The sequence below is a fragment of the Methanotorris igneus Kol 5 genome, assembly GCF_000214415.1.
Lineage (GTDB): Archaea > AGJL01 > Methanococci > Methanococcales > Methanococcaceae > Methanotorris > Methanotorris igneus.
In genome coordinates this window covers 231,012-252,776 of sequence record NC_015562.1, presented here as the reverse complement: position 1 = coordinate 252,776, position 21,765 = coordinate 231,012, and the positions used below count along the sequence as shown (strand labels likewise).

Genomic DNA, 21,765 nt, shown 5'->3' with positions numbered 1-21,765 from the left:
TAAAACATGTTCAAAAAACAATATAGTAATTTAAAGGATAAAATTTACAAATTCTCTAAAAGATATTCTTCAAAGGTGGGTTTAGATCTCCCTTACTTTATAAAGGGAGGGTTTTGGTTAAGTATTGGGCAATTTTTTGGAACTTTAAAGGGATTTATTTTAAGTATCGTTTTTGCAAATTTTCTATCAAAAGAAGTTTTTGGGCAGTATAGCTTTATAATGACAATTTTAAGTATTGCTACTATTTTTGCACTTCTGGGAATGAGTGTTGCAGTTATTCAGGCAGTTGCAAAAGGTTATGAAGGAACATATTTTAGAGCTCTGAAGGAAATATTTAAATGGAGTTGGTTGGGAAGTCTATTTTTGTTGGGATTTTCTGTCTATGAGTATTTATATGGTTGGTTTCATTTATCATTAATTTTTTTAATATTATCATCCATATTCCCATTTTATGCCATCTCTGGATTTTATACAACTCTATTAAATGGTAAAAAAAGATTTGATATCTTGACTAAGTTATCTTCTTTATTTAATATTATCTCAACGATATTGATAGTTTTGACAGCATATTTTACAGAAAGTGTTTTTTGGATAACAATAATTACAGTTTTAATTCAAATTGTTATTAACGGTTATTATAGCATGTTTTATGTCAAAAGATTTATAACTAATAATAATATTGATGAAGATAGTATAAAATTTGGTAAAAGTATAAGTCTATCTATAGCACTATCAAATATTGCAAATAATTTCGATAGTATGATAATTGCTTATTTTCTCAGTTTTGAAGAACTGGCTATTTTTAAAATTGTAACTTCAATTCCAAATCAAATTAAAATACTAGCAAAAACATTTATCCCAATGATTCTCCCTAAGATTGCCTCCGAAGACCTAAGTAAAAGAGACATAATGAAACATTTAAAGAAGTTTTTTGTTGTTGTGGTTTTTTTAATTGTAGTTTATTTGGTATTAGCACCTTTCATATTTAAATGGTTTTATCCTAAGTATTATGACTATGTATGGTTAAGTATGTTGTTTCATTTAAGTTTTTTATCTATGCTTTATATTTTACCATATAATTATTTAATAAAAGAAAAAGAAGCAAGACTAATTAACAAATTTTACACATATTCTTCATTAATTTTAATATTACTTAGTTTCTTTGGAATTTATTTTTATGGATTATTAGGAGCTATTATAGCAAGAATATTTTATAGGTTATTAGTAATGATAATCACTTTTTTATTTTTTCTTAAATACTGCAAATAAATGTGCAGCATTTTTTTCATTTGTTTCTATTAAATGTTTTTTATAATAATTTATTAAAATTTTTCTTAAATTTTTATTATTTAATATAAATATATTGTTAATTAACAGAGCGTTTTGTGGTATCCCGAAATTATTTCGCATCAGTAGGTAATAAAAAGAGGAATGTTAATAATAAGAATAATATGAAGGGGGCAAAACTTAACGATAAAAAGATTAGGAAAATCATTAGATGGAAAGAAAAGGGCTTTGAAACCAGCCGTATAGCTAAGAAAGTTGGAGTAACTCCCCGTAGAGTTCAGCAAATATGGAAAGAATATAGAGAGACCGGAGAAATTCCAAAGATAAAGCGTAGGGGTAGAAAGCCAAAGAAAATATCGAAGGAAGAAATTGATTTAGTTCTTAAAGCAGTTGAGGAGTATAAAGGAACCAGTGCAGTGCATTTAGAGAAATACATAGAGAATAAGCACAATATACATATTCCTCATAATCGTATATATACTATACTGAAGGAGTTCGACCTTATCCAGAAGGGAAAGAAGAAAAGAAAGAATTAGACGAAAACCTTCGGTTTTCGTTGCTCGCTTGCTACGCAAGCGAAAAGCCAAAGCGATTCAGCGCTTCAAAACCTAACGAAATGTGGCAGATGGATTTTAAAATCGTAGATGTGGGTGGGGTTAGATATAATCTCCTGTTAATAATTGATGATCACAGTAGATTCATCCTACACGCTGGAATTTACGAAGAAGCTACAACCGACGTTGTTATCTCGGCTTTAGAAGAATGCTTTGAAAAGCATGGAACGCCGAAAAAGATATTAACTGACAATGGAACCCAATTCGTCCCTGCAAGGGGTGGAATCTCGAGATTTCAGAAGTTTCTAATGGAAAGGGAAATTTTGCATATAAAAACCTCAATCAGACACCCTCAAACGATAGGAAAAGTTGAAAGAATAAATAGGGAAGTTGAATATCGACTGGACAAGTTCAATTAGACGAAAACCTTCGGTTTTCGTTGCTCGCTTGCTACGCAAGCGACAACCTGAAAGAATTCGTTGAATGGCACAACCAAATAAAACCACACCGCTCATTAAGTTTTAAAACCCCATACGAAGTATACTTCGAAAATACCAAATGTAATAAAGAGGTGATAACATGAACATGAACAACGAAATAATTTCAGGATACAACAATAAATTTAGAATCCCATACTTTGTATATCTAAAATAATCATCTGGTTCATCATGTATTGGAAAAACAAAAGGTGTCGAACCAATAAAAATTCCTCCTGGTTTAAGTACTCTCTTTATTTCCTCAACCGCCTTAAAAGGATTTTGCACATGTTCTAAAACTTCTAAGCAAAAGATAACATCAACTGAATTATCGTTCAATAAATGCATATTTTGAATATCCATAACTAAATCAGGGCTTCTTTTTTCATCTATATCGATTTCCAATATTTTTATTCCTTTATCTTTTATAAATTTGCTTATTTCGCCCCCTGTACCAATGTTAATTGTATATATCTCATCTTTTTTAATATATTTTCGCTCATCTTCAAACATCATTACTTATAGCAAACAAGTTTTACCATTGATAATTTTTTATATGCACCAGCCCGCAAAGCCACGATAACAGCACACTATTTATATAGGTAATCTTGAATGAACATGAGCGTATATTTTTTTATAGAATCGTCTAAAAATTTGTATAAGTTTTCCCTTGAGAATATCTTAGAATATCTTATTAAATAGTATAAAAAATCTTTCATTATTCCACCTCAAAAATCTCAACAATCCTCTTAGCCCTCTTTTCCCAAGTATAGTTCTTTACTTTCTCAAAAGCATTCTTAGCAAGTTTTTCTATTAAATCTTTATTATTTAGTAAATACTCTATTTTTTCTGCTAAATCTTTTTCATTATCTGGTCTGAAAAATAAAACTTCTTCTTCACTAACTATTTCTCTAATACTCGGCAAATCACTCGCTATTATTGGCCTTCTGGAAGCCATATATTCAAAGAGTTTTAAAGGGGAGGTGTATTTAACTGAAATTTCATATTTGGCGGAATTTGGAATAACCAATATGTCAGATACTTTTAAAAATAATGGTATTTTCGAATGTTCAACAAAGGGAATAAAAATTATATTTTCATTTTCGTATTCTTTTTTTAAAATTTTTATTTGGTCTTCTGACCCACCAACTATTAAATAAATTACATTTTTTCTGTTTTTTAAATATTTATAAGATTCTAAAAAAGTTTTATATCCTTTCCATTCTTGTAAGCTACCAGTGTAGGTTATAATTATTTTTTCTTTAGGAAGGTTTAATTTCTCTCTTGCATCTTCTTTAGATATGTTTATATTGAATTTGTTTAGATCTACTGCATCTGGAAGAACGGTTATTTTTTCTTCTGGAATACTAAAGAGTTTAATTAAATCTTCTTTTAAAGACTTCGAAATTGTAACAAAATGAATATTTTCTCTATTATATAACTTGTTTAGAAAAAAATTATTTAAAGGAATATGAAATAAGAGATTTTCAAAAATATTATCTTTTAAATTTGGAATGTTATGTATTTCAACAATAACCTTTTTAAATTTTTTGTGAAGATAATATGCTATTATTGGAGAACGTGTATATAGATATGCATTTTTTTCAAATTTTAAATCTTTAATTTTGTACAATAAATAAAACACTCTATAAGGAATAATTTTTTTAAAGAGATCTGGTGATTTTATTACAATATGTTCGCAAAAATCTAATTTTTTAACTGTATTAAATGAAATTGATATTAAAGTAACATTTGATATTTTGGATAATGCCTTTATGGTATTCTCTATTTGTAAGGAGTGAGCAGAATTTCCTGGAATTGAAAAATTTTCAATGTAATATATTTTTATGTTCTCGTTTACATATTTTTTATTCTTAATATGATTAACTTTCATTATTATCATCCTTTATTATTGTATATATTTATCAATTTAATTCTTTAAAATTTCTTTAATACAAATACCCTATGATATGGATGTTCAGGAATAAGATAATTTTTTAATATAATAAAATATTTAGATATGATTTTTTCTATTCTTCTTAATGAATATCCTTTTTTTCCAATTTCCCAATAATGTTGACCATCAAACTTGTGTTCTTTTGGATATGGAATACATAATACAAAATTAAATTCTCCAAATAATATTTTTATTTTAAAGGATATATTAATGCCATAATGAGGTAAAGTTATTATTGCATAATTTTTTGTTACATATTGGATATTTTTTAAAGATTCTTCAAAATATCTAAATGGAAGGTGTTCTAACACTTGAGCACATAAAACAGTGTCAAAACTATCCTTCTTAAAGATATTTTTTAGTTCTGTAACACTACAAACATAATCAGGGTTTAAATTTTTATCTATATCTACCGTAGTGACATTAATTTTACATATTTTCTTTAAATAGTTTGATATTGTTCCGTTTCCAGGACCAATTTCCAATACTTTCTGTGGTTTTGTGCTTATCACTTCATTAATTTGATACCAATAACTTATCCATCTATGTTTTTTATCATAATTATTGATATAATGTTCGTGTGGAACTTGTGGGTTAAATTTCATCTTCAAACACCTCAATTATTCTCTTAGCCCTTTCTTCCCAGGTATAGTTCTTTACTTTCTCAAAAGCATTCTTAGCAAGTTTTTCTATTAAATCTTTATTATTTAGTAAGTATTCTATCTTTTCTGCCAAATCTTTTTCATTATCAGGTTTAAAGAATAGAACTTCTTCTTCACTAACTATTTCTCTAATGCTCGGTAGATCACTCGCTATTATTGGCCTTCTGGAAGCCATATATTCAAAGAGTTTTAAAGGGGAGGTGTATTTAACTGAAATTTCATATTTGGCGGAATTTGGAATAACCAATATGTCAGATGCTTTTAAAAATAATGGAATCTTGGAATTTTCCACATACGGAATAAAAACTATATTATCACTTTTGTATTTTTCTTTTAAAACTTTTATTTGTTCATTATTTCCTCCAACTGTCAAATAAATAATATTTTCTTTATTTTTTAAATATTTATAAGATTTTAAAAAAGTACCATAACCCTTCCAATTTTGCAAACTTCCAGTATATGTTATTAGTGTTTTATCTTTTGGAAGGTTTAATTTTTCCCTTGCATCCTTTTTTGAAATATTAATGTCAAATCTTTGTAAATCTACCGCATTGGGTAAAAAAACTATTCTTGAAATATGATGATTTCCTTCAAAAAATTTTATATTATTTGGATTAACAGTAACAACTGAGTATAACGTATTTAAACAATTTTTAAGCAAAAAAATCCATATTTTTCTTTTGTTAATTTCATGTAATTCATAAATTACCTTTTTATTTTTAAAGAATTTTGAAACTAAAAAAGCAAATATCAAATCTCTTGTATAGATGTAATCATATTTATTTTTTATACTCAGAAATTTCAAAAATAAAATAAAACTTCTAAAATAATAATTTACAAAAGGTTTCAAAGAAATTACATTAAAATCAATATCTTCATTATAAATTCTTTTGAGAGTGTTTTTATCATTATTAAAACTCATAAGTGTAATATCCTGCCCAATTTTTTTAAATCCCCTACACATGTTCAAAACCTGAATTCTATTAGCACAAGGTTTTGAAAAATCCGCATTATGGACATATAAAATTTTGCTCATGATTATTCACCAATTCATAAATTTCATTAACTTTTTTACCATAATTTTCCCAAGTATATTTTTCAGCTTTTTTCCTTGCATTTTTCCCAAATTTTACTATTTCATTTCTATTTTCATAGAAAAATAATATTTTTTCTTTTATTGCTTCAACGTTTTGTACTGGAATTATAAACCCGTCTTTTCCATCTTCAACTACACTTCCAGAATTTTCTGTAGTGATTACAGGTAATCCACATGCTAAAGCTTCATATATTGATTTTGCTGATCCTTCTAATAAAGACGGAAATACATAAATGTGGTTCTTGGGTAATTCTAATTCGATATTTTTAACAAATCCATAAAGTTTTATGTTATATTTGTTAGCATTTTTTAGATATTTTCTAACTTCTGGATATACAATACCATAAAGATTTAATTCAGCATTTTTGAGATTTAGTTCTTTCCATGCTTGAATTAAATAGAGAATACCCTTTCTATTATTGACATTCCCAGAGAATGCAACTTTAAATGTTCCAAAGTGATCCTTTTCAATAGGTTTAAATCTCCCTACATCTACTCCAAAAGGTACAACAAAAATTTTATTCTCATCTATTCCTTCATTTATTAATGATTTCTTTACAAATTCAGATGGGGATATGTAGTAATCTATATAATTTAAAGATTTTTTAACATATTGTGGTATTTCAACTTTTCCAAATAATTTTTCGTAATTTTTTATATCTTTTAGTACATTTGGGAGAGCCATAGGAACATCTTGAATAATTTTGATGTCTGGATTCTTACTTTTTATATATCTATAAAAATTAGGGAGAAACTCCCAAGAATGAATTACATCTACATTCTTTAAATTTAGATCTTTAACTTTACTAATTAGTGCAAATTCAAATATATTGTTTTTAATTTCATTTGAAGGAAAATTCTTTTTAATATATATGGGAATAGCAGTTAAAAATTTCATCACATAATGAGCAAATGGAAATATTTGTTTAATTTTTACATTGTGCAGATTTATATTTTTATTGTAATTTCTACAAAATATGTAAAAATAATTATTAGCCTCTTTAGTAATATAATAAGATCTTATACCGATAGTATTTTTTACACCAAAATCTGAATTTATGATATGTAGTATCATTATTTATCACTCTTATTTTATTTTACAAATAACTATTAAATTAGGTGAAAATCTTGGAAATATTTTTGATATTAATTTTTCAATATTTCCTTTAACTCCCGAATATTCATCTTTTATTGTATATCTAATTTCTAAGATTTTATATCCCTTCCTTAATAATAAATTTTCCAATAACATTTTAGAAAATCCAATTACGTGACCATATCTAATTTCATCGTCCCTATTTTTCCAAAAAGGAGATTCCTGTCCAAATAACGTATGCCTAATAATAAATCTTAAGGATAACATATTTGGAGTTGTTATAATCAAAATACCGTCTTCTTTTAAAAATTCTTTCACTTTATCTAAAAATAATCCAGGGTTTTCTAAATGTTCTATAATTTCTCCAGCAACAATAACATCAAACTTCTTATTTAATTTTTTTAAATTTTCGAATTTCTGAACATCATCATATATGACATTATATCCTTTGTTTTTTAGTTGAGATATTCTTTCTTTATCTATATCCAACCCCCACACTTCTTTGGCATGTTTTAGTATAAATTCTGCAGTTGTGAAAATTCCTTATCCTTATTTTCGCCTAAAAATCCCAAATCTAACACTACCTTATTTTTTATATATTTTTTAATAATTAAATTCCTTCCCATACACTCACCTAAACAATTCTCTGACATCAATATGGTGTCTAATTAACTCATTTACATATTTCCAACCATTTTCACATATATCTTTATAAAGTTTATTGTTCTTCAGTAACTCTTCTGTTTTCTCTGCTAATTCTTTTTCATCCCAAGATTTTAGTACAATTCCTGTCTTATAATTTTTAATTAAATATTTAAATACTTTTATATTAGATACAATTACTGGAGTTTTTGAATACCAAGATTCCATTATAACATTAGGAATTCCTTCAAAGTTAGACTTACTTAGTAACCACAAAACATCAGCAACTTTATAGTATTTCCAAATTTCTTTATGTTTTACATAACCAATGAACACAACTCTATCATAAACACCTAATTTCTTAGCCAAATTTACAAGTCTTTTTTCATCTCTTCCTTCTCCAACAATTATATATACATAATCTTTAGGCAGAAACCTCAAAGCTTTGATACCCATTTCTATGTTTTTCTCCGGTGTTAATCTTGCAACAGTTAATATTATCCTTTTATTTTTAAGATTGTATTTTCTAACTATTTCTATTATTTCTTTTTCACTAATTTCATTAAAATATTCTTTGTCAGTAATATCCCTTGGACAGAATATTAATTTTCCCTTATATCTCATCTTTAAGGCATATTCCTTCAAATGGAATGCATTATACAACAAAATATCAGTTTTTTTAAGAGCCAAATAGTCTAAAATATAAAAAATATTACCTAATATTTTCCTTATACCTCCTTTTCCTTTAATCATTTCGGGAGTTATGTCTCTTAAAAAAGATATAACCTTAAAATTTCTATCTTTTGGGATTGTTGAAGCAAGGTATAAAAATGGTACATAAATATAATCTGGTTTAAATTCATTAATAACTTCTTTTAATCTTTTCTTAAATTTGATTAAATCAAATAGTTGTTTTGTTGGGGAGGATTTAAATAATTCTACTGTTATATTGTTTTCAGGTTTTAATATTTTATTACATGTGCTTAGTGATAAAATGTAGTATTCGTTATCTTTACTATATGCTCCATCTTTTTCTTTAAACCAATGTTCAAATTTTTCATAGGAATTTAAAAACCAATTATCCCAATCTTGATATAATACTAATATTTTTTTCATTTTTACACCTTTATTAATAAAATCTTCCATTTTCAAAGAATTTGTATATTTTACTTTTTACAGCTTCTACGGGAATAGCTTTTAACCCCTCTAACTCTTTATCCATATATTCATACTCATAATTATAAAATTTTTTTAATGGTTTAAAATCATTATACCAAAGGTAATCATAAATACCATATTTTTTAAAATTTTTTGGTAATCTATGTAATGGATTAACTGGACCAAATAATGCTAAAGTAGGAACTTTCATTAAAAATGCAAAATGCATAGGCCCACTGTCAGAAGTAATAAATAAATCTGCAAATTTTAAAAAATAAATGGCTTCTTTAAGGCCTAATTTACCTGCAACGTTTTCTATATATATACCTTCATTTTTTAACTTATTAACTATATAGTTAACAGTTTTTAGAGAGTCTTTACCCCCATATAGAATAATATTAAAATCTTTGTGGATTTCTTTAATTAATTTTATATAGTTATCTGCATCCCACATCCTTGTTCTCCAACGAACAAATGGGTTAATTATAATAGTTTTTTTATTTTCATCTATTTTTAGTTTTTTATATATTTCTTCAACATTTTGCTTTACATCCTTATTAAAATCTACTTCAACTAACTCTTCTTTATTTATTTCAATACCCAGACTATGTAATATTTTTAATGCCATATCCCAATAATGCTCATTTTTAGTAAATCTCAAACCTTCTTTTTTTAATTTAAAATTTGATAAAATTTTCCAACCGGCTAAGTAACCAAGTTTATATTTGGGATTTAAAACTTCTAAATAGAATGTTTGGTTTATACCTCTATTCATTACTATCCCTAAATCATATTTTTCTTTTTTTAACTTATAAAATTCTTTAATTAACTTTAAAGTATTCCCTTTAACTATTATTATTTTATCTATTTCCCTAACTTTGTCAAAGATATCTTTATCAGTTATTAAATGTATTTCAGAATCTGGGAAATTTTTTCTTAATTCCTTGATAAAAGGAGTATCCATTATTAAATCCCCTAATCCCATTGGTTTTGTACAAATTAATGCTATTTTTTTAAAAGATTTTTGATAATCTATCTCTTTTTTTGTATTAAGAGAATATTTTATATAAAATGGAATCTCCACACTTTTAACAACAAAGTACTTAAAATAATTTTTAAGTTTTTTTAGTTCGTTATCCATTTATCCCACCACTTCACAAACAAAAATAATCTAATTTTATAAACATTATAAAGTTTATTGTTTCATTAAACACTTTATTTTTATAAAATTTAAATATTTTTAAGCCAATAAACCTTGCCTATGTAAATTACGCCAGGTACTCCTGATTTAAATCTAAACTCTTTATATTTAAGATTATCATTACCTAATTCCTTTAATATTTTATATAAATGTCTTCTCCAATTTCTATTATATTATTATGCTTTTAGCCATCCTTCAAATTTTGATCTTTCTTCAGCAAACTTTGATACTCCTCTATTATAGACTAATTTAGGTATTAACTCCCTAAAAATTATATCAACTAATTTGTCAAAGCTTACTTTATCCATCTTTTCCACCATTTTATAAATATAAATAATCTTATTAAATAAATCCTATACAATAAATTTTCTTTATTTTTAAAAACTTTTTCTTTGAAAAAATTATAAAGACTTTCGTCAATATCTTTCAGTATTACAACATTTTTATAAACCTCATTTAAATACTCTTCTTTCAAAATCCAATCAGCTAATGGAGGTTCAAAACCTCCTTTTCCTCTATTAACTATCTCATCTGGCAAAATATCTTTTATAATTTCTCTCATTAATTTCTTAGTTTTAAAAAAATCTACTTTCCATTCTGTTGGTATTTTCTGGCTAAATTCAGCAAATCGATAATCTAAAAAAGGACTTCTAACCTCTAAAGAGTTGGCCATTGATGCCCTATCAACTTTAACTAAGAAATTATCAGATAACGTCCTAAATAGTAAATCAAAAATTCTAATGGATTCTGAAAGGTTATTGTCTGTATTTTCTAAACAGTACTTTAAATTTTTTTCTATCCAAATTTTGCCCTCATTAGAAATAATAAAGTCTCCATCAAACAATTCCGAATAAAATTTTTCATTACTAACCAAAGATAGTTTAATAGCCTCTTTAATTAAATACAACGTGAAATTTTTTTTTAAAGAAATATTATTTAATATTTTCAGAAACATTAATCTAATAAATAATGGAATCTTTTTTAGGTATTCTATTCTTCTACTAATAATATGAAATTTATATCCTCCAAAAACCTCATCCCCGCCATCACCGCTTAAAACAACAGTTACATATTTCTTAGCCATCTCAGAAACTTTATAAGTAGGAAAGCCAGAGTAATCTCCAAATGGCTCATCATAAATCCAGACATACTTATCAATTAGCACCTCAAAATCTTTCTCTTTAAAATAATAGTGGTGATGTTGGGTTCTTAAATAATCAACAACTATTTTTATGTAAGGGGTTTCATCATACTTTCCTTCAAAGCCAATAGAAAAAGTATGCAACTTTTTCAAATCAGTAAATTTGCTCATAACAGCAACAACTGTAGAGCTATCTAATCCACCACTTAAAAAAGCCCCTACAGGAACATCTGATCTTAATCTTATTTTTACAGCATCCTCTAAAAGCTTTTTACCCTCTTCTATTAACTTCTTTTTATCATAAATTGGATTATACTTAGGAAGCTCCCAATATCTCCACTTTTTTATTTCTTTTTTACCCAAATCTAAAACTAAGTTGTGAGCAGCCTCTAACTTAAAAGTTTTATTATATATAGTCCAGGGAGAAGGAATAAAACCAAGAGCAAAGTAAAGTTGAACTGCCTCTTTATTTATATTCTCTTTTCTATTCAATTCTTTAACAGCTAAAATTCCTTTTAATTCAGAGCTGAATATAAACTCCTCCCCATCCCAATAGTAATAAAAGGGCTTAACCCCTAACCTATCCCTTGAAGCAAAAATAATATTTTTTTCTCTATCATAAATAACAAATGCCCACATGCCATTGAATTCTTTAACACAGTCGAAACCAAGTTTTTGATAAAGCTTTAATATAACTTCAGTATCAGTCCCTGTCTCTGTCTTTAAATTAAACTTCTCTATCAACTCTTTATAATTATACACCTCCCCATTATAGACAATAATATATTTGGCTTTATCAAGCTCCTCATCTCTATAAATAATTTTACCATTTTTAGTTAATCCCATTGGCTGATGCCCTTTCTCTGACAAGTCAAGAATAGCCAATCTAACATGCCCTAAACCAATAAAATTATTTACATAAACTCCTTCATCATCAGGTCCTCTATGTTTAATAGCTTTGTTCATCCTTTTAATTTCTTCTTCTAAAATCTCATTATCAAATCTAACAATACCATTAATTCCACACATTTTAGAGCCCCCAATAGATAAATCCTTTTACTATTTATCCATTTTTATGGTAAATTGTAAACCAACATATGCCGTTCAAAACTGTTTAGTTTTTTGTAAGTATTTGTGAGGGTATGTGTGTTTATGAGTTTTAGATATATTTATATAGGACTTTATAAAGATAAAAAAAATAGATGGGTGGAGCTTGGGGTCATCTCGGAGCGAAGCGACGAGAACTTAAAAACCGTTAGGTTTTTATGTCCACGACAGGGGCAGAGACACTCTCGTGTGGCTGATGACGCCCAAGTCCAATATGGGTACTTACTCACCAATACCCACATTGGACAGACCCCAAACCAATAACACATAAATTTTTTCATATATTCACCTTTTTAACTCTTTTATCCCATTCCAAATCAAAAAACTCTGCGGCCTTAAAATCCCTTCAATAGGATCTAAAAATAAAATATTTCTCTTAACTAAAAACTCTCTAATTTTTTTCCCTATTGTTATATCTTCAACCTCATAGCTTTCCTTAAATATTTTTAAAGCATCAACTACTTTTTTATAAAGTTCTTCATTTTCCTCTTTAACATCTTCTAAGAAGTATTTTAATTTTTGTTTGGCATCATTTAAGAGATAGTTTAAAATTTCTTTTAGTTTATCAGTTTTTAAGCTTTTTATAACATAAATTATATCCTTTGGCTTTCCTCCTACATAGCTATAAATTAATTCTTTCTCTTCATTGGAAAGCTTTTTATTTAAAATTCTTTCAGATAAAAAATCCATAAATTTTAAGGCGGTTTCTTTATCAAAGTCATCGACTAAAAGATATTTGGCCCTTCCATTTAGCATAGCCTCGTTATAAACTTTCTCTATAAACAGGCTGTCTGAACTTAAGCAAAATATATGACATAAATGCAGTTCTTTGGTTAAGCTTATAAAGTAATTAAATAGCTCATAAATTAAGAAGCCGTTTATTTTTAAATCTCCTATCTTCTGAAGTTCATCCATTATAATTATCGGCTGCTTATCTTCTTTCTTTATACTTAATAAAAGATTTGTTATATACTTAAACACATTTTTCTCGCTTTTATCAGAGAATAAAGTCTCTAATGTATTTTTAGGAATTGGAATTCCGAATATTAAAGGAGAATCTTTAATTAGGCCTTTTATTAATTCAGCTGGCTTTTTATCTTCCTCATATTCTTCGAATAAAACTTCAATAAAATCATCGTACTTAGAAATAAAGTATCTCCTGAGGTTTATATAGAATACCACATATTTATCTTTATCAAGCCTATTGTTAATTATTTCATTAATTAAAGCAGTTTTACCACTATTTATAGGGCCGTAAAGAAAATAAATATCATCTGGTTCATCCCCCAATATAGATAAAATCTTCTTAATCTCCTTATCTCTGTTAAAGAACTTCATAGTTTCACTTTTTTAATTTTTTAAATCAATCTCTTTATCCCATTCCAGATTAAAAAACTCTGTGGTCTTAAAGTTCCTTCAACAGGATTTAAAAATAAGATATTCTTCTTAACTAAATACATATAAACAGGCGTTGGAATTTCCTTTTTATTTATCATATATTTCTCTTTGAATAATCTTAATGCATTAATTATGTCCTCTTTTTTAACCTCAACTTCTTTATCTCCAACTACGACCTTTGGTGTAGAATAATCTAAAACCTCTAAAAGCATATCTAACTTCTGTTTAGCATCATTTAATAGATAATCCAAGATTTCTTTTAAATTCTCAACTCTTAACCTTTTAATAACATAAATTATATCCTTTGGCTTTCCTCCTACATAGCTATAAATTAATTCTTTCTCTTCATTGGAAAGCTTTTTATTTAAAATTCTTTCAGATAAAAAATCCATAAACTTCATTGCTGTCTCTTTATCAAAGTCATCAACTAAAAGATACTTAGCCCTTCCATTTAGCACAGCCTCGTTATAAACTCTCTCAATAAATAAAGAATCAGAAGATAAACAAAACACATGGCTAAGGTGCATCTCTTTGGTTAAGCTTATAAAGTAATTAAATAGCTCATAAATTAAGAAACCGTTTATTTTTAAATCCCCTATCTTCTGAAGTTCATCTAAAATAATTATCGGTTGTTTTCCTTCTTTTTTAATATCTAATAAAAAATTTGTTATATAATCAAAGACATTAACCTCTTCATTCTTTGATAGTAAAATCTCTAAGGTATTTTTAGGAATTGGAATTCCAAATATTAGAGGAGAATCTTTTATTAAGCCTTTTATTAACTCTAATGGTTTTTTATCTTCTGAATATTCTTTAAAAAGTAAAGCAATAAAATCATCATACTTGGAAATAAAATATCTCCTAAGATTTATGTAAAACACTACGTATTTATCTTTATTCAACTTATTGTTAATTATTTCATTAATTAAAGTTGTTTTTCCACTATTTATGGGGCCATAGATAAAATATGTATCATCTGGCTCATCTTCAATAATTGAGAGGGTTATTTTAATCTCCTTCTCTCGGTTAAAGAATTCCATAGTTTCACTCTTTTAATTTTTTAAATCAATATTTTTATGGCATTCCAGATTAAAAAACTCTGTGGTTTTATAACCCCTTTTATTGTATCTAAGAATAAAATGTTCCTTTTAACTAAAAACTCTCTAACTTTTTTATCTATTGTTATATCTTCAACCTCATAGCTTTCTTTAAATAAACTCAAAGCTTTTATTATTTCCTTATATAGCTCTTCATTTTCTTCCCTTATGTCTTCTAATGAATATTTTAACCTTTGCTTAGTATCATTCAACATAAAATTTAAAATTTCATCTAATTCCTCAGCTCTCATTTTATTTATCACTTTTATTATTAGAACCGGCTTTCCTCCTACATAGTTATAAATTAATTCTTTTTTTTCCTCTGAGAGAGCCCTATTTAAAACCTCTCCAGCTAAGAAATCCATAAACTTTAAAGCCGTCTCTTTATCGAAGTCATCTACTAAGATATAATCCGCCCTATCCTCAAGCATCGCCTCGCTATAAACTCTTTCAATAAACAAACTATCAGAAGATAGACAGAAAACATGGCTAAGATGCATCTCTTTAGTTAAACTTATAAAATAATTAAAAAGCTCATAAATCAAATAGCCGTTTATCTCTAAATCTCCTATCTTCTGTAACTCATCTATTACAATTATTGGTTGCTTACCGCTTTCTTTTATTTTCATTAAAATGTCAGTTATATATCTAAATATATTCTTAGAGTCCTTTTTTGATGTTAAGACTTCTAAGGTATTCTTTGGAACTGGAATTCCATAAATAATGCTTGAATCTTTTATTAAACTTTTAATTAACTCAATTGGGTTTTTATCTTCCTCATACTCCTCAAACAAAACCTCAATAAAATCTCTATACTTAGAAACAAAGTATCTCCTTAGGTTTATATAAAATACAACATATCTATCCTTATCAAGCCTGTTAATAATTTCATTAATTAAAGTTGTCTTACCAGAGTTTATAGGACCGTATAAAAAGTAAATAAAATTCGGCTCGCTCTCAATTATTGATAAAATCTTCTTAATCTCCTTATCTCTGTTAAAGAATTTCATAGTTTCACTCTTTTAATTTTTTAAATCAATATTTTTATGGCATTCCAAACTAAAAAACTCTGCGGCCTTAAAATCCCTTCAATAGGATCTAAAAATAAAATATTTCCCTTAACTAAAAACTCTCTAACTTTTTTATCTATTGTTATATCTTCAACCTCATAGCTTTCTTTAAATATTTTTAAAGCTTCTAAGACTTCTTTATAAAGCTTTTCATCTTCCTCCTTAACGTCCTCTAAGAAGTATTTTAGTTTTTGCTTCACATCATTTAAGAGGTAGTTTAAAACCTCTTTTAGATTTTTATCCTTAAGCTTTTGAATCACATAAATTATATCAACTGGCTTTCCTCCAGCATAGGAGTAGATTAGCTCTTTTTCTTCATTAGAAAGCTTTTTATCCAAAACCCTTTCAGATAAAAAATCCATAAACTTTATTGCCGTCTCTTTATCAAAGTCATCGACTAAGAGGTACTTAGCTCTTCCATTTAATATTGCTTCGCTATAAACTTTCTCAATGAATAAGCTATCTGAACTTAGGCAGAATACGTGGCATAAGTGCAGTTCTTTGGTTAGGCTTATAAAGTAATTAAATAGTTCATAAATTAGGAAGCCGTTAATCTTTAGATCTCCAATCTTTTGAAGCTCGTCTAAAATAATTATTGGCTGTTTTCCATCTTCTTTAATTTCTAATAAAATGTTAGTTATGTAATCAAATATATTCTTCTCTTCTTTTTTAGATAACAAAGTTTCCAAAGTATTTTTAGGAATTGGAATTCCAAATAACATAGGAGTATCTTTAATTAGGCCTTTAACTAACTCTATAGGTTTTTTATTCTCCTCATATTCTTTAAACAAAACTTCAACAAAATCACCATACTTTGAGATAAAATATCTTCTTAGATTTATGTAAAACACTACATACTTATCTTTATCCAATCTATTATTAATTATCTCATTAATTAAAGCCGTTTTTCCACTATTTATAGGGCCATAAATAAAATAAATAAAATTCGGCTCAAATTCAATAATTGACAGAATCTCTTTCATTTCTTTTTCTCTATTAAAGAGGTTCATAGTTTCACTTTTTTAATTTTTTAAATCAATCTCTTTATCCCATTCCAGATTAAAAAACTCTGTGGTCTTAAAGTTCCTTCAACAGGGTTTAAAAATAAGATATTCTTCTTAACCAAATACATATAAACAGGCGTTGGAATTTCCTTTTTATTTATCATATATTTCTCTTTAAATAATCTTAATGCATTAATTATGTCTTCTTTTTTCAACTCTATAATTTCATTTCCAATCTCTATTTTTGGTTTAGAGTAATTTAAAATTTCTAAGAACATATCCAACTTTTGAATAGCATCTTTAAGTAAATAATCCAAAATTTCCTCTAAGTTTTTATTTTTGAGCTCTTGAATTATATAAATTATATCAATTGACTTCCCTCCTACATAGCTATAAATTAGCTCTTTCTCTTCATTAGAAAGCTTTTTATTTAAAATTCTTTTAGATAAAAAATCCATAAACTTTATTGCCGTCTCTTTATCAAAATCATCGACCAAAAGATATTTAGCTCTTCCATTTAGTATTGCTTCGCTATAAACCTTCTCTATAAACAAGCTATCAGAAGATAAACAAAATACATGGCATAGGTGTTTATGCTTTGTTAAGCTGATAAAATAGTTAAATAACTCATAGATAAGAAAGCCGTTAATCTTTAGATCTCCAATCTTTTGAAGTTCATCTAAAATAATTATCGGTATCTTTCCAGATTTTTTAATTTCTAATAGTATGTTAGTTATATATCTAAAAACATTTTTGGTGGTTTTTTTATTTAATAACTCTTCCAAAGTATTCTTTGGAACTGGAACACCAAATAACAATGGAGTATCTTTAATTAGACCTTTTATTATTTCAACTGGCTTTTTATTTTCATTATATTCCTCAAACAAAACTTCAATAAAATCATCATATTTAGAGATAAAAATCTCTCTCAAATCAAAATAAAACACTACATATTTATCTTTATCTAATCTATTATTAATTATTTCGTTTATTAAAGCTGTTTTTCCACTATTTATAGGGCCGTAAAGAAAATAAATAAAATTTGGCTCACTTTCTATGATGGACATTATTTCATTTATTTCTTTTTCTCTATTAAAGAGGTCCATAAAAATCACCAAAAATTTTTTAAATCTAAATTTTTAAGGTCCAATCTTTATTTTTCAAAAACCACTCACAAAATCTTTTTAAACCTTCCTCTATCCTAACCTTTGGATCATATCCTAAGAGCTTTCTACTTTTTGTTAAATCAGCCCAAGTTCTCTCAACATCTCCTGGCTGAATAGGTTTATAATCTTTGATAGCTTTCTTCCCTAAGTATTTCTCTATTAAAGAAATAGCATATTCTAAATTTGTAGGATTATCATTTCCTAAGTTGAATATTTCATAGTCAAAATTTTTATCTATACTTTTTATTATTCCATCAACTATATCAGATATATAGGTGAAATCTCTCTCCATCTTTCCATAATTATAAACTTCAATAGGCTTTCCTAAGAGAATATTTTTTGTAAATTTCCAAAATGCCATATCTGGCCTTCCATATTCACCATAAACAGTAAAGAACCTCAAACCAATCATCTTAATGCCGTATAAATGATGATACGTATAGGCCATTAACTCATTACTTCTTTTTGTTGCAGCATATAACGAGATTGGATTATCAACTCTATCGTCTTCAGAAAAAGGAATTTTTTTATTCCCTCCATAAACAGAGGAAGATGAAGCATAAACAACTTTCTCAATATCTAACTTCCTTGCAAGCTCAAAGATGTTTAAAGTTCCCATATCATTACTCTTTATATAAGTCCAAGGATTTTCCAAAGAATATCTAACACCAGCCTGGGCTCCCAAATGAACAATTAAATCAATTTCTCTATCTTTTAAATTTTCAACTAAACTATCCCAATCTGAAAAATCTAATTTTATAAAGTGATAATTTTCATAATTCTTTAAAATTTCATTTCTTTTCTCTTTTAACATTGGATTATAGTAGTTGTTTAAGTTGTCTATTCCTATAACATTTACATCATCATAATTTTCTAATAAGTATTTACTTAAATGAAATCCTATAAAGCCTGCACTTCCAGTAACTAATATATTTTTATACTTCATCTCCTACCAACCCCATAGTATTTAAAGCCCAATTTTTTAACCTTTTTAACATCTAAAACGTTCCTTCCATCAAATATAACTTTTTCCTTAACCAAATTCCCTATTTTTTTCCAGTCTTCTTTATTATAGTCATATTCTGTTGCTATTATTATTCCATCAACATCTTTAACTGCCTCATATAAATCGTCCAACACATATAGGTTATATCCATAAAATACTTTGGATTTGTTTAACTTATACATATTGATGGTATTTTCTCTTGCCTTCTCCACATAGTCAAACCCTTTTACAATTGCTCCACTATCTAAAAGCATATCTATTAGTTTTATTGCCCTACTCTCCCTCAAATCATCAGTATTTGGTTTAAATGCCAATCCTAAAACTGCAAAGGTCTTTCCATTTAAATTTCCATAATAACCTTTAATCTTCTCAAAGAACCATTTTATTTGCTCCTCATTAACCTTATCAGTAGCTTTTATTAATATTGGCTCTATATTGTTGTTTTCAAACTGTTTTATTAAAGCTTTAACATCCTTAGGGAAGCAGTTGTGAATTAGTAATCCATAAGATGATATTAACAAATTATTATCTGTTTCTACACTATATACCTCTCCATCGTAATACTCTCTTTCAACGGATTTAACCTTTAATGAAACATAATTATCAAATTTTTTATAACCAATAGGTTTTATATTTCTCTTGTATCTATCTGTAATTTTCTTGTAATTACTCCATTTGTCCCCAAATAATTCTCCGATTTTTTTAACCTGGTTTAATCCATTTATTCTTATAATGTATGTTAATGTTGTGCTTTTGTTATTGTAGCATCTTTTTAATGATGCAACTATACCAAGTGATTGCAATAGCAATAACAAAGAATTTGCCAATTTTTTACTAACCGTTCCATATTCAATAACTAAATTTTTGTTATTATTTAATTTAACAATGCAACCATCTCCTCTTAAAATACCTTTTAAAAATTCCCATTTAATATCTGATGGTGAATTAAATATTTGTGGCGGTATTTGCTTGTTATAACAATTATTTCCACATTTTAATACTTCTTCGAAGATATATGCCAATAATTTTGAAGATATTATTATAGAGTGAGAACCATTTCTAATTTTTTCAATATATTTTATACCCAATTTATTCAATATATTTTTAACATCGTTGATATGTTCTTTCTCATGAGCTCCGAATGAAAAACCAATCCTTTTTCTAATAGCACCATTTTTTTTACCATCCTCTGAAATCCAACCTTCTGCTAAATAATACCCTATTAACCTGGCAAAATCGCCATCTATTTTAATCTTAGATGGAATTGTTGTAGATTTGCTTCTAACAGTAAATAATCTATTTGAATTATAATTATATTTATTTAATATGCTTCTTATCGGTAGCATATCCTTTGCTTTTACGGTTCCACTTTTCTTTACATCGTGAATGTATTTATTTGATAGATAAGTTCTTATATTCTCAAATTCATTTAACACCATATTTTTATTATTTAAAAATGTTTTTTCAATTAATGGAGTATTTTTTATTTCCTCTAAAACATCTATTGTAATTACATCATTATTCCCAAATTCTCCAGTAGGTAGTATTACTTCATCCCCCTCCTTAATATTTTCCGCTAATTTAACTTGTATTTTATCCCCACTCAATACAACAACGGGATGGTCTTTTGTTATTTTTATTTCTCTTCCCATTGATGTTTTTAAAACAATTAAATCATCAGAGTAATCTCTCTTTGTTATTAATTTTAGATTTACTAAATCCAATTTTAAATTTTTATTGACAGATAATACTTTTACACATCTTTTATTATCTTTACTTAGCTTATCAAATAGTTCTTTAAATGTCATACACTCCAATCCATCTCCAAAATCCACAAATAGTATTTCATCAGGATGGAAACAGCTTCCACCATAGCCTATTCCCGCATTTAAAAATTTATCTCCTATCCTCTTATCCAAACCCATAGCATAGCTTATTGTTTTTATATCTGCCCCTACTTTATCAGATAACTTTGCCAACTCATTTATAAAAGATATTTTTGTTGCTAAGAAAGCATTTGAAGCATACTTTATCAATTCTGATGTTTCCCAATTGGTTATTATAAAAGGAACATTTTTCTCTTTAAAATACTTATAGACAGTTTCCATAATTTCAATTGGTTTTTTATTACTTAGATCTTCAAACCCTAAAACTATTCTCTCTGGATTGAAGAAGTCATAAACTGCAATTCCCTCCCTCAAAAACTCAGGGTTTGACACAACATCAACATTATAACCCTTCAAAAATTCTTTAACCTTTCTATTAGTTCCTACAGGAACAGTAGACTTTATAACGATAACCCTATATTTTTCATCCAAATAATCTTTCATTTTTTCAACAGCAGAAAACAGAAATCTTAAATCTGCATTTCCTTCATTATCCTGTGGAGTCCCAACACATAAAAAAACAACGTCTGAATCTTTTATTGGTTCATAAGATGTAGTAAAAGTTAAATTTTTATTTACATGCTTTTTTAAAAGCTCTTCTAAACCTTCTTCATACAATGGAGATTTTCCTTTATTTAACTGCTTTACCTTTGTTTCATCAATATCTATCCCCACAACTTCAAAACCAAACTCTGCCAATCCAACACTTTGAATTAAACCAACATAACCAGTCCCTACAACTGAAATTTTCATGACATCAC

19 protein-coding genes and 1 pseudogene are annotated in these 21,765 nt (G+C 27.0%); 3 read left to right on the top strand and 17 right to left on the bottom strand.

Annotated elements, in window-relative coordinates; translation table 11 throughout:
• The first annotated feature begins 6 nt into the window (after nucleotides 1–6).
• Both METIG_RS01210 and METIG_RS09780 read left to right on the top strand, forming a co-directional pair.
• Nucleotides 7–1,269, top strand: a complete 1,263-nt coding sequence (locus METIG_RS01210) for a lipopolysaccharide biosynthesis protein (RefSeq protein WP_013798413.1) — start codon at nucleotides 7–9, stop codon at nucleotides 1,267–1,269.
• Nucleotides 1,270–1,451: 182 nt separating this feature from the next.
• A pseudogene (locus tag METIG_RS09780) lies at nucleotides 1,452–2,424 on the top strand (DDE-type integrase/transposase/recombinase).
• Here METIG_RS09780 and METIG_RS09085 read toward each other — a convergent pair.
• The 10 genes from METIG_RS09085 to asnB form a co-directional block, all read right to left on the bottom strand.
• Nucleotides 2,363–2,830: a class I SAM-dependent methyltransferase gene (locus METIG_RS09085; protein WP_052297388.1), complete on the bottom strand. Its 468-nt coding sequence runs from the start codon at nucleotides 2,828–2,830 to the stop codon at nucleotides 2,363–2,365. The pseudogene METIG_RS09780 and the gene METIG_RS09085 sit on opposite strands and share 62 nt — an antisense overlap.
• A gap of 205 nt (nucleotides 2,831–3,035) precedes the next feature.
• On the bottom strand, nucleotides 3,036–4,220 hold the full coding sequence (locus tag METIG_RS01190; RefSeq protein ID WP_245527618.1) for a glycosyltransferase family 4 protein: 1,185 nt from the start codon (nucleotides 4,218–4,220) through the stop codon (nucleotides 3,036–3,038).
• 35 nt (nucleotides 4,221–4,255) lie between these two features.
• Nucleotides 4,256–4,879, bottom strand: a complete 624-nt coding sequence (locus tag METIG_RS01185) for a class I SAM-dependent methyltransferase (protein WP_013798408.1) — start codon at nucleotides 4,877–4,879, stop codon at nucleotides 4,256–4,258.
• Nucleotides 4,869–5,972, bottom strand: a complete 1,104-nt coding sequence (locus METIG_RS01180) for a glycosyltransferase family 4 protein (RefSeq protein WP_013798407.1) — start codon at nucleotides 5,970–5,972, stop codon at nucleotides 4,869–4,871. Before METIG_RS01180 ends, METIG_RS01185 begins: the two co-directional genes overlap by 11 nt.
• Nucleotides 5,947–6,930 (bottom strand): glycosyltransferase family 4 protein, encoded by a 984-nt coding sequence (locus METIG_RS01175; protein ID WP_048055634.1) that lies wholly within the window; start codon nucleotides 6,928–6,930, stop codon nucleotides 5,947–5,949. Before METIG_RS01175 ends, METIG_RS01180 begins: the two co-directional genes overlap by 26 nt.
• A 189-nt stretch (nucleotides 6,931–7,119) precedes the next feature.
• Nucleotides 7,120–7,626 (bottom strand): class I SAM-dependent methyltransferase, encoded by a 507-nt coding sequence (locus METIG_RS01170; RefSeq protein ID WP_013798405.1) that lies wholly within the window; start codon nucleotides 7,624–7,626, stop codon nucleotides 7,120–7,122.
• A 132-nt stretch (nucleotides 7,627–7,758) separates the two neighbouring features.
• Nucleotides 7,759–8,886, bottom strand: coding sequence for a glycosyltransferase (locus METIG_RS01165; protein WP_048055476.1), 1,128 nt, complete (start codon nucleotides 8,884–8,886; stop codon nucleotides 7,759–7,761).
• A 13-nt stretch (nucleotides 8,887–8,899) separates the two neighbouring features.
• A complete protein-coding gene (locus METIG_RS01160; RefSeq protein WP_013798403.1) occupies nucleotides 8,900–10,069 on the bottom strand; it encodes a glycosyltransferase family 9 protein in 1,170 nt (389 codons plus the stop codon).
• Nucleotides 10,070–10,305: 236 nt separating this feature from the next.
• Nucleotides 10,306–10,437 (bottom strand): hypothetical protein, encoded by a 132-nt coding sequence (locus tag METIG_RS09680; RefSeq protein ID WP_013798402.1) that lies wholly within the window; start codon nucleotides 10,435–10,437, stop codon nucleotides 10,306–10,308.
• Complete coding sequence (asnB, locus tag METIG_RS01155; protein WP_013798401.1) at nucleotides 10,425–12,299, bottom strand: asparagine synthase (glutamine-hydrolyzing); 1,875 nt, start codon at nucleotides 12,297–12,299, stop codon at nucleotides 10,425–10,427. The genes METIG_RS09680 and asnB overlap by 13 nt, the downstream gene beginning before the upstream one ends.
• Nucleotides 12,300–12,476: 177 nt before the next feature.
• Here asnB and METIG_RS09155 point away from each other — a divergent pair, with 177 nt between their 5' ends.
• The gene (locus METIG_RS09155) at nucleotides 12,477–12,641 is read left to right on the top strand and encodes a hypothetical protein (RefSeq protein ID WP_245527617.1); all 165 of its coding nucleotides are present in this window, start codon (nucleotides 12,477–12,479) and stop codon (nucleotides 12,639–12,641) included.
• Nucleotides 12,642–12,662: 21 nt separating this feature from the next.
• Here the strand turns inward: METIG_RS09155 and METIG_RS01150 are convergent, their stop codons facing one another.
• From METIG_RS01150 to METIG_RS01120, 7 genes are read right to left on the bottom strand one after another with little or no spacing between them, the layout of a single operon-like run.
• Nucleotides 12,663–13,715: an ATP-binding protein gene (locus tag METIG_RS01150; RefSeq protein ID WP_013798399.1), complete on the bottom strand. Its 1,053-nt coding sequence runs from the start codon at nucleotides 13,713–13,715 to the stop codon at nucleotides 12,663–12,665.
• Nucleotides 13,716–13,735: 20 nt separating this feature from the next.
• Complete coding sequence (locus tag METIG_RS01145; protein ID WP_013798398.1) at nucleotides 13,736–14,815, bottom strand: ATP-binding protein; 1,080 nt, start codon at nucleotides 14,813–14,815, stop codon at nucleotides 13,736–13,738.
• A gap of 20 nt (nucleotides 14,816–14,835) precedes the next feature.
• Nucleotides 14,836–15,882: an ATP-binding protein gene (locus METIG_RS01140; protein WP_013798397.1), complete on the bottom strand. Its 1,047-nt coding sequence runs from the start codon at nucleotides 15,880–15,882 to the stop codon at nucleotides 14,836–14,838.
• Between the two features lie 20 nt (nucleotides 15,883–15,902).
• The gene (locus tag METIG_RS01135; protein WP_013798396.1) at nucleotides 15,903–16,952 is read right to left on the bottom strand and encodes an ATP-binding protein; all 1,050 of its coding nucleotides are present in this window, start codon (nucleotides 16,950–16,952) and stop codon (nucleotides 15,903–15,905) included.
• A gap of 20 nt (nucleotides 16,953–16,972) precedes the next feature.
• Entirely contained in the window at nucleotides 16,973–18,052 is a 1,080-nt protein-coding gene (locus METIG_RS01130) for an ATP-binding protein (RefSeq protein ID WP_013798395.1), read from the bottom strand.
• Nucleotides 18,053–18,077: 25 nt separating this feature from the next.
• On the bottom strand, nucleotides 18,078–19,058 hold the full coding sequence (locus METIG_RS01125; protein ID WP_013798394.1) for an NAD-dependent epimerase/dehydratase family protein: 981 nt from the start codon (nucleotides 19,056–19,058) through the stop codon (nucleotides 18,078–18,080).
• On the bottom strand, nucleotides 19,055–21,757 hold the full coding sequence (locus METIG_RS01120) for a nucleotide sugar dehydrogenase (RefSeq protein WP_013798393.1): 2,703 nt from the start codon (nucleotides 21,755–21,757) through the stop codon (nucleotides 19,055–19,057). The genes METIG_RS01125 and METIG_RS01120 overlap by 4 nt, the downstream gene beginning before the upstream one ends.
• Between the last annotated feature and the right edge of the window lie 8 nt (nucleotides 21,758–21,765).